At 33.3% G+C, this 15005-nt stretch carries 7 protein-coding genes; 1 reads left to right on the forward strand and 6 read right to left on the reverse strand.

Annotation, left to right across the window (positions count from 1 at the left end):
* Positions 1–173 precede the first annotated feature (173 nt).
* The 3 genes from ACNSTQ_RS17180 to ACNSTQ_RS17190 form a co-directional block, all read right to left on the reverse strand.
* Positions 174–1787 (reverse strand): hypothetical protein, encoded by a 1614-nt coding sequence (locus ACNSTQ_RS17180; protein WP_418201051.1) that lies wholly within the window; start codon positions 1785–1787, stop codon positions 174–176.
* Between the two features lie 639 nt (positions 1788–2426).
* Positions 2427–3749, reverse strand: a complete 1323-nt coding sequence (locus ACNSTQ_RS17185) for an LlaJI family restriction endonuclease (protein WP_418201052.1) — start codon at positions 3747–3749, stop codon at positions 2427–2429.
* A gap of 29 nt (positions 3750–3778) precedes the next feature.
* Positions 3779–5416 carry an AAA family ATPase gene (locus tag ACNSTQ_RS17190; RefSeq protein WP_418201053.1) on the reverse strand — a complete coding sequence of 546 codons (1638 nt, stop codon included), beginning with the start codon at positions 5414–5416 and terminating at the stop codon, positions 3779–3781.
* A 181-nt stretch (positions 5417–5597) separates the two neighbouring features.
* On the opposite strand from ACNSTQ_RS17190, the gene dcm reads away from it, so the two are divergent.
* Positions 5598–6767, forward strand: coding sequence for a DNA (cytosine-5-)-methyltransferase (gene dcm / locus ACNSTQ_RS17195; RefSeq protein ID WP_418201054.1), 1170 nt, complete (start codon positions 5598–5600; stop codon positions 6765–6767).
* Positions 6768–6816: 49 nt separating this feature from the next.
* Here dcm and ACNSTQ_RS17200 read toward each other — a convergent pair whose 3' ends face one another.
* Genes ACNSTQ_RS17200 through drmA form a run of 3 tightly spaced genes read right to left on the reverse strand, consistent with a single transcriptional unit; the run spans position 6817 to position 14804 of the window.
* Positions 6817–9564 (reverse strand): sigma-70 family RNA polymerase sigma factor, encoded by a 2748-nt coding sequence (locus tag ACNSTQ_RS17200; protein ID WP_418201055.1) that lies wholly within the window; start codon positions 9562–9564, stop codon positions 6817–6819.
* Positions 9565–9585: 21 nt separating this feature from the next.
* Positions 9586–11283 carry a DrmB family protein gene (gene drmB / locus ACNSTQ_RS17205; protein WP_418201056.1) on the reverse strand — a complete coding sequence of 566 codons (1698 nt, stop codon included), beginning with the start codon at positions 11281–11283 and terminating at the stop codon, positions 9586–9588.
* Positions 11280–14804 carry a DISARM system helicase DrmA gene (gene drmA / locus ACNSTQ_RS17210; RefSeq protein ID WP_418201057.1) on the reverse strand — a complete coding sequence of 1175 codons (3525 nt, stop codon included), beginning with the start codon at positions 14802–14804 and terminating at the stop codon, positions 11280–11282. Before drmA ends, drmB begins: the two co-directional genes overlap by 4 nt.
* Between the last annotated feature and the right edge of the window lie 201 nt (positions 14805–15005).

The following is a 15005-nucleotide window of genomic DNA, read 5'->3' on the forward strand; positions in this document are numbered from 1 at the left end:
CCTTTTTCGTAGTTTTACGTAATTAGAACAACCTATGTAAAATTATACAATAAAGGTTAATCATCAAAAGAAATTGCACTCTCTTTACAAAAAATCAAACAACCTCTAAAGGTGGGTTGGATAATGAAGGTGCCTGCCGTCAGAGGCATTGTCCTAAACCTTGAGCCCCCTAGTTATTCTTGAATACTTAATTCGATCTTTTTCTTTAATTCTGCTTTTATCGTTTTCTCATAAAACTCAATGAAATTTTTTATTGTATACTTAACAAGCTTATCATTTTGATTGAAAGAAATACCTTCACTTTTCATATAACTGATAACCTTCTGCAACGAAACAACTAGCGAATCATCTGATTGATTTTCTTTTATCCATTTTAAGATTACAGTCCGCCAAGCCTTTTTATCTCCATCGATATACAATTCACCTGAAATAGGCTGAGACAAAAGCAAGTCTCGAACCTTCTCTTTTTTCTTTTTATCGATGTTGTCCTCTGTTTTCTTATTGATAGTTACAGGAGGATTTTGTTGATAGATGTAATTACTATACTTGTAATACTTTTGAGAACGTTGGTTCCAATATTCAGGGTGTACTTCAATGGGCCTTAAGGCTGCTCTTTTAGCTCTTTCTTGCATTTCTCTTTCAACTTGTTCATCATCCAGCTCTTTAGCTTTCTGTCTTAGTTTTTGCATTTTTACTGCTTCGACTCTTAGTCTAGCCCTTTGCATTTCTTCCTCTTGTTTAATTCTTTCTTCCTCTACTCTAATTCTTTCTTGTTCTTCTCTTAACCGTTGTTGCTCTAACTCAAATTTTTGTTTCTTTTCAATTAGTACTTTTAAGAAATCATTTCTGAACTCATCCTCATTCTCATTTGAAAGCACAAAATGATTGTGATCAGCATTCATCGCTAATGCTCGAGCCAGAGGAATTTCAGATGATGATAGTTTATAAAAAGTGATATTTCGATCATTTTGTCCTATTGGTATGAAGCGAAAGATTGTGCATACCCTATTAAATACATCTACATAAGCAATATTTCTGCTATTAAACTCTTTAAAAGTAGACCCTGTAAATTGCGTGAAAAAGTCTAATAGTCCACCTTTCACATTTCGATCAAGGAATGTATCCCACTGGTAATCTTCATGTGTTTTACTAGTTATATAAGTTTCAGCAGTAAGTAGGGTTCCTTTATTCGTCTCTTCTATATATGAAAGCCAACTATAATCCACAAATGAAAAGGGCTTAAATCCTTCTTCCTTATAAGTTTTCATTCGTTTAGATAAATGGCGAGCGTAACTGCCTGAAGTTAACCCTTGGTCAATCGCTGTAAAATAATCAATCGCCCATCGTTCCTCAGAGTTAGGAAACTTTATGATAAAATCTGGAATAAATGAGAGCTTCTTTTTGTAATGGTATCCTCTCTCAATCTCAACATCGAAAAGCTTCAGCTCACCTTCTAAAATCTCTCGAAAGATTGTTAGACCGATATCTTTTTTAGATTTATCCTCCAGTTTAGAAACATGCTTATCGTAAGTCCTCGTGTTTTCAGAGTAAGAACATTCACTCTCATCATTGTGGCGAAAATAGAATGGTCTGCCTTCATCTTTAGTTAAATTCATATTTACTGGTTTGTTGCAACATAAACAAGTAAATGCACTCTTTTTTGAAAACACACGATAATTTGTTTCGAACCAGCGAACACTTTCCTGTCGATTTAAATGTTGTTGTTCTAGCTCTCTTCTTTTCAATTCAATGTTAAAGACTGAATTATGTAGATAGGCTGAGTCCAAGTCTCACACATCCCCTTCTAGTCCAATAGTATCTAAGAGTATTATAGCATTTTACAAGTATTATTTTTCCATTTTTAAATCAATATTGAAAAAGGTGAATTTTTAAACATAGAAGGATGAAGAAAATATGGGGATAAACATATCACTTTAAAAAGCACTAGTCCCTTATATCATGTAAAATTTTTAAAACACTTAGAAATCAACACTACTATTATTAAAGAAAAAAAGACTACTCATAATTTTTATATAAAAAATGTCACTGTACTGTGACAACCCGAGATTTGTCGAGAGTAACGAGGTCTGGGAGAAGGTAGGGTTGGGTCTGTTACTTCTTTCACTTCCTCTATGCAGTGGGAGTATTTTCAATGTTAACGAACTCAAACTATTTCAATATTTTTTACGCTATAGTAGTTGGGTGATAGTGGTGGAAAACAAAAAGCGTCTGGGATGAGCAACCGGGGTTAGTTATGTACTGAGTAAGTATAAGGTTTAAAAAATTCACTGTGACAACCCGATATTTGTCGAGTTGAACGGGGTTCGGAGAAGGTACACGGTCGGTTCTCTTGCTTCGTCCCCTAGCTTCCTGTTTAGTGAATTAAAAAGACCAGCATTCAAACACTACTGGTCGTGAAACAAAATTCAACTTAACGTAACATTTTTTTCTCTATAATCAAGATCATCAATAAGTGTCTTAACAAAATTATATTCTACTTTACGAATATAACATTTCATTGCCAATAATGTATTAATTTTATAAGCCTTTATACTATCAAACTCATCGTTATTCTCAATATTTACTTTCCCTATATATTTTATAGCCACTTCATCACTTGTCGGAAATAAAAAGGCATTTTCTACCTTTTTGATACACTTCGTTTGTTTCTTTATTATGGGATCGTTTGGCTTGAAATTTTCTGATTTAATATGATTAAAAATTGTTGAAGCATAAAACAATTGTTTTACAACATCATGCCATCCAGGTAAATTCATATCAGTATTGTAATACTTAGCATCCAAGACATACATTTTCTGTTTATTTAAAAACATTATATCTGGCCGTTGCGGTTTCACAGCAGCATTACTTTCAATTTCCCATTTAAGTCTTGGAATTGTCTGTCTTAACTTTTTATACTGATTTTTAAATATTTGACTACAAATAGCTTCCCAAACTAAATAAAAATATGGTGTAGCCAGTACTTCAAGTTTTGCTTCATTGTTTATAAGCTCAATTCCTGATAAAAAGTCTTTAATTAATTGAATAACAATTAGCTCCCTCTCTACAAAAGTACTATTTAACTCCATTTGTAGAAAGTTCACAGCATATCTAATATCACAAGGCATCTCAATTTTTGCTAATTCTAAGGGTATTCCAAGTAACCAACCATACTTCTCAACACTTTTATAGACACAATACTCGTGTAGTTTAATTAGTAAATTCTGCCGATCCCTAACCGTCTTTCTTGAAACAGTCTCTGTATAAATAACAGACTTTCCAGTAAAGAGTGGATTTTTCTTGTTAATTGTTGTTGACCAATTTGTATTTCCATTATATTTTTCAGAAGTTATTCTCATTTCCTTCATGAGTAAACCATTATTTATATAATCATTGATTAGACTGTAAGCAGTAATGATACTTTCAGTATTACCTCCATTATTTCCACCTAATAAGTTTACTTCCTCTAGAGATAAATGGGCACTATTTTTGTACTTGATTAACACCGATAATAGTATCTGAATGTTTTCTTTTAGATCTTTCTCCGCCTTCGGAATTTTATAACTTTTAGGAAAAATAATAATAAATGTATTGTTATAAATTAATAGCCCCGTTACTTTAAACTTAATCTTATTTCCTACTAAACTACATATCTCTCTATTTAACATCTGATTGACAAATTCACTTGGAAAGATATTTTTATACTCTTTAAATTCAACGAAGGTATTCAATACTGGTTTTAGTTCCATTAACTCATCCCACCATGGTTACCGATTTTTCACTCTACACCTATATCCTCCTGTATTAATTCCACTTCTTCCTCTAGTGCTTCCACTTCTTGTTCTAATAATTCTTCTAAATCACTCTTAATTTCTAATACATCTAAATTATTATAATAAGCTGAAACTAGTTCTGAGTAAGTTCTAATTCCTTCACTAAATAATTCCGTTCTCTTATACCTTGCAACATCGTCCCAAAGATATATCAACAGTTTTGAAGCAAAACTACTAGTATCTCCAATTTCTTCTGGGCTAATAAAATATGGTCCTATAAGACGGTCTTCGTTTACATCTAAGTTTTTTAGCTTGTTGTTTATTGCAGTCAATAATATTCTCCATTTATAATCCACACCAGCATATCTCACTAAACTATTTTCATGGGAAAAGCCACTTTCCTTTATTGCCATGTATTTAAACTTCCAACGTCTTTTAAAAGCTGAATCAAGTACGTACACACCTTGATCAGCACTATTCATTGTTGCAACAATATTCATATTTCTTGGGATAAATAACCCTTCTTCAAAAATAAATCTAACGTTTTGAATAGAACTTAAATAATTTTTTAGGTCCTCATTTGGGCTTATCTTATATTGACTTCTTCCATCGCTTTTCCGGTCTAACAATTGAAATATATCTCCAAAAACACTTGGTGCATTGGCCCTATTAACTTCTTCAATAAGTAAAGTGTACTTACTTTCTGGATTTAGAACTGCTTTTATTAATACATTTATAAATGGACCAGCAACATATTGATAGTCTATGACCGGCTCACCTCGTTGAAATTCATCCCCATTTATTCTATAAAGTTGCATAGGTTCAGCAACTCCCATGTTTAAGGAAATCGGTTTGTACAATGGGACTGGTTTATAACTGCCTACAAAGTCATAATAAGAATACTCTGAATGAAACACTACCCGTGTTGTATTAGAAAAATTATCTTCCAAGTATCTACTTTTGCCAGTTCCAGGTGCTCCATACACAATTAGATTTTCACCAGCAGTATTTGTGTTATTACGAAACTCTTGTTCTTGTAACCTTAACGCACTTTCTAATAATTGATCATTAGATGCCATATAAAACACAATGTAAGCGACATAGGATTGACTCACATTTACAAGACCTAGGAGGTGAAGTATAGGTGATACATGAAAGTCTGTTCTATCGACTGTTTTGCTACCGTACCACCACTCATAATCTGTAATAAATCTGCATAGATATTCTGCACTTTGTTCTTCTTCTTCGAAAAAATTATAAATTGCCTCTTTAATTTCAGGGAATTGTTGATCAATATCTTTACCTTTAAGGGACTTAATTTTATCCCAGAATCCTGTTATTGAATAATTATCTATCTGTGAAATTTGCTCTAATTTTTCCTTATATTTAATAAGCTCCATAGTATAATCAACGACAAATGTTGAAATGTAAAACCATTGATTAGGACAAAAGATTTTATTACCAGAACTAATACTAATCTCTGCCGAATGATCTAAATACCGTATTTCTGCATTTCTACTTTCTAAGACACTAGCAAATAATTCTTTAAAATCTCTAGTAAGCTTAAAATCCTCATTTATAAATTGAGTTCGATAATTCTCTCTTGAGCTATTCGCTAATTCATTTAAGTCTCTAAGAATCATAATAACCTCCAGAACATATATAGTTATATTTACTTATATAGTAGACAGATTAAACTACTAATATACTATTCCTTCCATTATATCTATATATTAGCATGATTGACAGACGAATAGATGTTTGGTATTGTTGTGTCAATAAGAGGACAATCATACCTCAAAAATACACATATGGGGTGCTAGAATGAAAATATCTTTACAAATAAAATCAAAGCGAGAAAGATTAAATATGACTCAAAAGGAATTTGCTGATGCACTAGGCATGGGTAAAAACGGTGATCGTACAATACGAAGGTGGGAAAATGAAGAGACTGAACCTTCACCAATTGAACTTCAAGCCATTCTTAATTTCCCTGAAGAACCACCCTTCCCAGCTCCTGAAAACCCTAAATTTAAAATGATAGATCTATTCGCTGGAATTGGTGGAATAAGACTAGCATTTCAAAATCAAGGAGGTAAATCTGTTTTCGCATCTGAATGGGATAAATTTGCATGTAAGACATACCGAGCCAACTTTGGAGAAGTTCCTGAAGGAGATATTACCTTAATTGATGTAAACTCTATCCCAGAACACGATATTCTTTTAGCAGGATTTCCGTGTCAACCATTTTCCCAAGCTGGGTTAAGAAAAGGCTTTGAGGATACACGGGGCACATTATTTTTCCATATTGCAAAAATATTAGAAACTAAGCGACCGAAAGCTTTTTTACTAGAAAACGTAAAACAGTTACGCGGTCATAATAAAGGACAAACATTAGAAAAAATTAAACAAGTACTAGATGAATTAGGTTATACTCTTCATATCAAAGTGCTAAGAGCAGCAGACTTCGGTGTTCCCCAAAATCGAGAACGTATTTTCATTGTGGGATTTCATAACTCCATTAATGGGCCAGAAATTCCATTCCAATTTCCAAAACCTACTAATATACAAACGCGAGTAGGTTCAATTCTAGAAGAAAAAGTTAACGAAAAATACACTATATCAGATAGACTTTATCAAGGTCACCTTAGAAGAAAAGAAGAACACAAAAAGAAAGGTAATGGGTTTGGATTTTCACTTTTTAATGCTGATAGTCCGTATACGAATACCATTAGTGCTAGATACTATAAAGATGGCAGTGAGATCCTTATAGAACAAAAAGGAAATAACCCTAGGAAATTGACTCCTAAAGAATGCGCTAGATTACAAGGTTTTCCAAAAGAATTCATCATCCCTGTATCTGATACACAAGCATATAGACAATTTGGTAACTCTGTAACCGTTCCAGTTGTAGAGTTGATAGCAAAAAACATGGTATCGGTAATAGAACCATACCTTCAAAGTGAAAGAAATAAATTAGAAGTATTGAATTAAAAAAGGGAAGGAATAAACCTTGGATCTAGGTTTATCCTTCTCTTTTATTTTAATCCTCTAAATAGGTAGCTAGATCATTTTTTATTGCTGATTTAAGTAAAATTGCTAGTGCGTTTTTTATAATTTGTCTTACCCTTTCCCGAGTAAGGTTATATTTTCTCCCTATTTCCTCAAGTGTATGTTCAATATCGTCCATAAAACCGTATTTCATCATCACCATTTCACGTTCACGATTATCCAATTGATTTAATAACTTCTCTAATTCTAATCGAAGGTCCTTTTGATCATAGCTAAACTCTAATAAACTTCCCCATAACAAATCTGAGTCTTCTTCAAAATCCAAATAAGATCGTTGATATTTCAGTTTTATATTATTATCATAATAATATTTGAATGTTTTTTCATCTATTAATTCAGCAGCATACCAAGGAATTAACAGTTGATTATCAATTTGTTCCCATTTGTTCTTCTGCTTTCTTAAGTACATTGAAAATTGTTCAAATGTCACGTAGTCTTGTCGTCTTAAAAAAGCATTAAGTTCAATACCATTACCTAACCCAGCATCCAGACATTCTTCTTTTGTAGGAAAACGTCCTTTTAGTAACAAAGTATCATTAACCAGTTTCTCCCAACCTCTAATTTTTTCAACCATATGCGCAGGCTGCCTAATAAGATTTTGCTGGTCATCAATATATCTAAGAACTTTACTAAGAACCCACCTTTTAGAATAATGTGCAAATGAATGAGAACCATCAAATTTTTTTATCGCTTTTAGCAATCCAAAAAAACCCTCTTGAACTAAATCCATTCTATCAATGGAATATGTTGCTCTTGATTTAGCGACATTACAAAGCATTTCAGAATAAGCATTTGTAATATTTTCAATTAATTCTTCTTTATTTTTACTCTCTTCTGCTACATTTTGAAACCGCACATTTTTCTGTTCATTTGACCATTTGTAAAAAATTGACCAAAGGCTAGGTAATTCATAATCTTCAGTATCATATTCATCAAAGTTCATTTCAATTAATTTTGATTGATCTTTTGTTGTTTCATTAGAGTTATCAGGATTTTCAGTAAAAAATTTTTTTGCATCTATAGGAACAGCTTCTTCTTCTCTTTCATTCCACTCTTCTTCGATAACTTCTACTTGTTTATCTTCCTCATCAACATAAAATCTAGATAGCTTTAGAATGTTTAATTTCCAATAACCCTTTTTATCAACGACTGGTTGGAAACATTCATTTTTACTTAAGAGGTTGTAGACAGTATTTTTGGTGGTTGTTCGAACTTTAGATACTTTGTCGACTAACATTGTCCAGTGCATTCCAGAAGGGTATGTAGATAATATTTCACAAATGAGGGTAAAAATTGACTTATTAACTTTCCTACTTTCTTCTACTAATCTCCCAATATCTAAATATCTGGCTTGCTCAGATGCATAACGTTCGTCAATTCCTACTCCATCAACTTTTACTTGGTTTTCTTTTAGCTCAATTCTTAATCTATGTCCTGGCTCAATCAGGTAATCTGAGAAAAAGTCATAAATACCATTTCCATAAAAATAAAAGCGATTATCTTTTTTTCCCCACCAACAGTCATAGGTAAAACCATCAATAATGATTTCAATTTTCCCTTTATTTGTTTCTTTAGCTTTAAAAAAATAACTGATTTCAAACGGTATTTGTAAATAGCCTTTAATTCTCTCAAAATAGGAAATGATAGAATATCCTATTAGATTATTACTCTTATCGGTTGAATTAATCGAAGTCTCTGTTTCTTTTGATGTATCAATATCTCCTACTAATTTTGAAGTCCCTTGTATATAATTTTCCTGTTCACTTTGTGCCATAAGTAAATCAAGATTATTAATGGTAGGAACAGAGTTCTTTACCGAATAAGTTGGGTAAATTGTGCTTTCAATATCAAGTGCTGGTGCGGCTTGATTAAATATCCACCGTCCTTTTGCAATACAGATAAACTCATTATGTAAAGCCAAATACTCCTCGACTGCTGCATAATAAATCTTAAATGCTGGATTATTGGCCTTAATATTAAAAATTCCAGGAATAATATCCCTCGTTCTAACTTCATCATTTGAATTTCTAATTTGTTGAAAAATTATTACACTTGATCTAGCTACTTCTTCCTTTACTTCAACTGGAATAATAATTTCAAAATTTTCCTCATTTTCTTCTTCCAGTTCGATCTGAATATGGTTCTTTTTGACAATAAATCGGGTATCAATATGTGGAGCAAAGATAGTATTATACTCATCCAGCTGATACTCTAACCGTACAACGGAGACAATCTCATTCTGATTTGCTGTCGATAGTCTTATCTTTTGCATATATTCAAAAACAAGGTCGTTTATTAATTCCCATTCCAAAAGCAGCCAGTAACTTCCTACATCAGTAAATCTAATATCACTATGTAGACCTTGAACAAGCTCATTAGCTTTGATATTATACGAGAATTTTTTAATAAAATCTTCTACTAAAAATGGTTGCTTTAATTGATGAGCAATTTGATATATTTCATCTAAACGTTGATCAATATTGTATTTAACTCCCCACAAGCCATTTTCATCTTCCTCAAAAAAAGACCTAGGTGCATTTAGGGCCATACCTACTAATTGATCAATAGGAAGAGAGTTAGAATGTCCACTTGTCCAATTATTATTAACAAAAACCAGTATTTCATGGAAGGGTAGTTTCCCTTTTGGGCTTTGGAAAAGGGCACGTTTTATTAAACTAACATTACTGTAAACAGGGCCTGATTTTTGACGGACATTCATCATTCTCACTCCTACTACTTTTTACAAATCAAAAAATCCTATTTCATTTTCTTCTGACTGGAATAAAGATAGACGATCTAACAATCGGTTAGACCACTCACATGATGTTTCAGCAACCAACTGACAAGCATGGCAAGCAGCAAGGTTTAAACTATTCTCTACTAAATTTTCACTTTCACTACATAATGGATCTGACGAACAAATTTTTGCTCGATTAATAGTTTGATGTAATAATTTATTAAACTGATCTTTTCTTCCCTGTTGGATAATTCCACCAAGTGAACCGTCTGAATCTGCAGACGCAGTATACAGTAGAATGCCACACATATCTGGACTTGCGTAAATTTTTTCTCGTATTGAATTGGATGAATATCCACTTGAAAGTGATAATTCTTGAATTAATGCATGGGACAAAGAATGTAAAAGAATAAATCGGGGTGAAAATTTATCATCCTCCTCCCAGCCTTTTTCTAGCCTCCAGTCTTGGTACCTTTTCAACAATGATTTATATCTACCATGTTCATTAACTTTTTCCTCCCATTCCTTTAATGAGTTTTCATTTAATTGAATAAAAATTCCTTCGCCTAACACTTCTACGGCTGGAAGCCAATCTTTATCAGTATTCGAGAGTTTTGAATAACCCACCTCCGATGTATCGTATGGATCAGGATAATCAATTCGCGTAAAACCTCTTAAAACCCTAACTTCTCGTAACCGGTGAGCAAGTACAATCCGTTCTACAAATTTTGAAATGGCAGAATGAACTTCTTCTTCCTCAATATGAAAATGCTTTGTTACTTTCTTGGTGTCCTGAAATGCTTTCCATTCTTCATAATGTATGTCTGTGCCTTTTTGTGACATTCGGTATTGGTCGATAATAGCTTGAAAGATTTTTTTAAGTTCTTGTTCGTTTGCTTCGGGGAATAATACATCTAAAATCAATTCAACGTTTTCTAATCCTCGCCGGTTAATGTTACTAAGAATTCTATTCCACTGACTACTTACCAACTGCTGTATATCATCAGTCCAAGGAGGAATAGATAAAGCACTAATGGTTGATGAAAAATAAACATTGGATGCCCCGCGTTGTAACCCCCTTGCTTTACGATCACATCCTCCAGATGTCCCTAACCAAGGACTATGTCCTTTACACTCAACATTAATTTTTGAAAAAGCACCTTTTTTTAATGCACCACCTAAATGATTATGGGCGCCACAACTACACCGTACAACGATGTCGTCTAATGAGGAGCTTTGTCCTCTGGTAATTAGACGGAGGCTAGGATTGGAGCACACGTCTTCCCCCTTATGACACCATTCAATCCAAGGAAAATCTTGTATATGTCCATTAGTACAAGATGATATAAAACGGGCAGGGTAAGTAACTACACCTTTTCCTTTACATGAACATACATATTGTCCTTTTTTATCTTTTTGAAAATCGGCCTTCAATGCTTTACATTCACTACATACTCTATATTTCGGAAATGAAATTGCAGGAATTCCTCCTCTATTTCCAAATGAACGTGGTTGACGAAATGATGAAACATTAAGTCGAGTTTGTAACCTCGGTTCTTGAACAATATAATAATCTTCAGGTCGATTGCTCCATTTATCTAGCCCCATAATCATGACTGAATCACTTCTAAAATCAACAATTGATCCTGGTCCAAATGTTGTAATTAATTGACTAGCTCTTACTCCTCCTGGAGACTTCATGAAAGTAATTCCTCCTCTTCATCTAAGTAATAAATATTCACTTCTGCTTCCACATCACGGAGGGAGTCCGGAACTAATATTGCACGATTAATTTCTTGGTTAATACCTTTAATCAAAACAGGTACATCACTTTTTGAATATTGATACTGAGAATACTCTAATTTTTCAGGATGTTCATCTACTCTGCCCATCCAGTATTTTATAATATTCTCAATCTCTTCTTCTATATTTCCATGATCAATTTTCTCAATATCACGACAACGTTGAACAATTACTGATTTTATTTCATCTAAATACTCATTATCTCCACTAAAAAATTCAGCATAACTATTCTTAAAAAGTGTTTCATCTAATTGCCGTAGCATACCAATTACAATAGCTGGCAAAGCCTTATCTCTAGAACGATGTGAGAATGGCGTAACACTTGTCGCTTCAACATATGTGTAAATTTTTGAGTGATACGATGTAAACTGTTCAAAGTGTGAAATATCTCTTGGTCGTGACCAATTATACATAGTAAAAACTAAACCAGGATATTTACGTCCAACCCGACTCGTTGCCTGAATATATTCAGATGTTCCTTTTGGCTGTCCAGTCACGACCATTAAACCAAGACGATCAATATCAACCCCTACTGAAATCATATTTGTAGATAATAAGACATCCACCGATCGTTTATTGGTATTAGGCTGCTCTAGTTTTGTTAATATATTAGGTATTTCTGTTGCTTGAATTCTACTCGTTAATTCCTCTGTATTTAAATATTTTCGATATAACTTTTCCTCTTTATTTTTCGCTAGATATCGAATACGATCTGGGATATCATCTTCTACTAGTCGAAGCGTTCCACCTAATTCTCGTAAACTATTAAAATATCCTACTAGTGTCCAGTACGGATCAACCTCTTCCTCCTGATTTCGATATGTACTCTGTAATAATGCTGAATAAAGTCTAACAGTAGAAGATTTCCCTGAGGTCCCAGGTAAATACAGGCCAACATATTTCCTCCCCGGTTTAACGGCCGTGGAAATTTCCTTTGAGAAAAACGAATCACCTGCATCAATTCCATAAGGAGGGAATTGGCAAACTTCACGATTAAAAACACCTTGTACTTGTTGACTAGCACCGCGAATTGTCGCCGTTGAAGCAACAACTTTAGGTCTAATATTATTTTCTTCCCATTCATGCATTGACAGATAATCAATAGCTGTCTCGTAAAGACCTACCATTGAACCTAATGGACCAGAAATTAAATGAAGCTCATCTTGAATAATAAGTTCTGGAGGAAGTAATTGATCTATTGATTTAGTCTCAGATTTTCCATATAAATCAGATGGACTATGTGACATGGCATGGTCTTCTCCAGCTCTTATAAATCCATGTCTTTGACAGTAACGATCTACCTTACCAAAAAGAGTAGCAATATTACCGTTCCAAGGAAGTCTAGCAAACTTATCAACAGTACCTATTAAAATGGAAGGGCACCGATAATAAATCGCTTCATCGACGGTATAGGTTGGGATACGATGAGCTGAGAAATAGCAACTACTATTACTACATAAAATTCTAAACACTTCGTTTTCAATTGAATAATTATCAGGTTTTAAAGCTTCACCACACCGAGGACAATGATGTAGTTGGATTGGATTCGCCTCATAAATTGATTTTCCAGATTGTAAGTCCTTTAGTGTCTCTTTTGCTTCACTCAGAGAGTTAGGTGTAGTTCCTCCACCAACCCATAAACCAATACTAAATTCTTCTGTTCCCCATTTCACTGGATTTTTACTTCTTAAGTATTCTGCTGCACAAATTAGTGATGCTGCTCTTTGAAATTGTTGTATAGTTAATAGCCGTAACGTATATCTCATTAATATAGTTGTTCCCGCATAACCTTCTATTCCTTTTTCTTTACCTCGTAATCTCCTTAAAGCTAAGACAAACGCAGCTAGTCCAAGATAAGCTTCTGTTTTACCTCCACCTGTCGGGAACCATAGTAAATCAGCCCAGTCACGTTCTTCACAAGTAGGATCAACAATGCTTTTTAGGTTTAACAATACAAATGCTAGTTGGAAAGGTCTCCATCTTCCTTCTAATTTTTCATTAATTTCTGGATCTTCAGTTCGTACACCAGTTTTACGGAAATCTTGTGCCCATAGAGAATAAGACCGTTGATAAAGCATAATCTCATTTGCAAATTTAAATGCCTCAAAGGCATCTGAATTAGTTGTTAGAATTTCAAGCCCTTCTCTCATTCTTTTTGCTGCTATTTTACAAGTTTCGATATGTATTTCTCGTTGAGCTTCGTATTCTTTTTCAATTTTTATTTCCTTAAGTCCATCAATCCAACTATCATATTTTTCAATCAGTGGAAGAAGTGAATGTTTCATTTGATGAGGATCATCAACATAAGCCAATACCTTCATTTCAAGACCTGTTAACTCTTTTATTTCCAAATGCTGAACAGCAGGTATTTCATAACTAGGTAGGAATGTTGTTGAGATTTTTTTTGCTTTTTGGAAAGTGAAGTTCTCCCATTCAACTGCACACCCATGGCCTACAGCAAATTCAGGTCGATCACGATATAATAATTTTAATGATTTAATATCATTATCATCAAGTTCTGAGTTAATCGGGGTATCTCTTCGTACAAATGGATAATTTTTCTCATTACCTTCTATTGATAGGACTGGTTGAAATACAATTTCTTCTACTGGGGTATTTGTTTTTGCTTCATATCTATTAACTAAAAAAATACTAAAAGAACGCCCTTGAGAAGTGTCTCTTATAATCCATTTTAATTGAATTTGATACTCGTCAATAAAGGTACCGTCTTGTTTGTTCTCAGTATGAATAATTAGCTGTTTCTGAACATTCGTTCGTTTGTATCCCTTTTTCTTTTCTATTTTTTCTTCATTGTAGATACCAAACGAAATATTAACTTTTACCGATTTACAGATTTCTGAAAGATGGCAGGTCAATCCAAGTGAGGATGGGTAAAAACGATTGACCTGTGTTTCTTCCTCTGCAACTTGCTCATCTTCATGACTTGTACTATCATCCTCTCTATCCATTTCATGTCCGTCCAAAATTTGAATTTCATTATTACTCGGGTATAACATCGCGCCAAGATAATACACATTTGGTCTTTCAAATAGTATTTCTTGCTCTTCACTTGGTCCAATTATATCCTTACGAACCTCTTCAATAAGGTTGTCACGTAAATCAGCTTTTCCACCGATGTGATACTTTGATAACTCTTCAATTTCAAGATGTTGTATTCCATTTTTGAGAATTTTCGATACTTTGAGAGCTTTTTTCTCCTCTTCTATGATACTGGTTAACCTCCATATATTCTCTTCGCTCTTTTGGAAGGAATTTTTATATCTATACAGTGTTCTCTCAACTTGATTTTCTACTATCGAAGGAGCTGATTTTCTTAATTCATTTGTAATTTCTTTTATAGTTAAACCTAACGGATTATTTATTAATATTACTTTAACTTTCTCACCTATTGGAGACATAACATTTACTCCTTTTAAATATATTTACTACACATATAAATACACCTAGTTAACTGTAAATTAATTTAACCTCCGAATTGCTAAAAGATTAAGTAAATAGTTCGACATCTTTTCCATTTTTCCTCCAATTCCAAACTTTTTTTTACAATCGTTTTGAAAAAGTCAGTTGAGAATTATAGAAGAAATAAAAAATTACCTATT

This window comes from Alkalihalobacterium sp. APHAB7, from assembly GCF_048323755.1.
Lineage (GTDB): Bacteria > Bacillota > Bacilli > Bacillales > Bacillaceae_F > Alkalihalobacterium.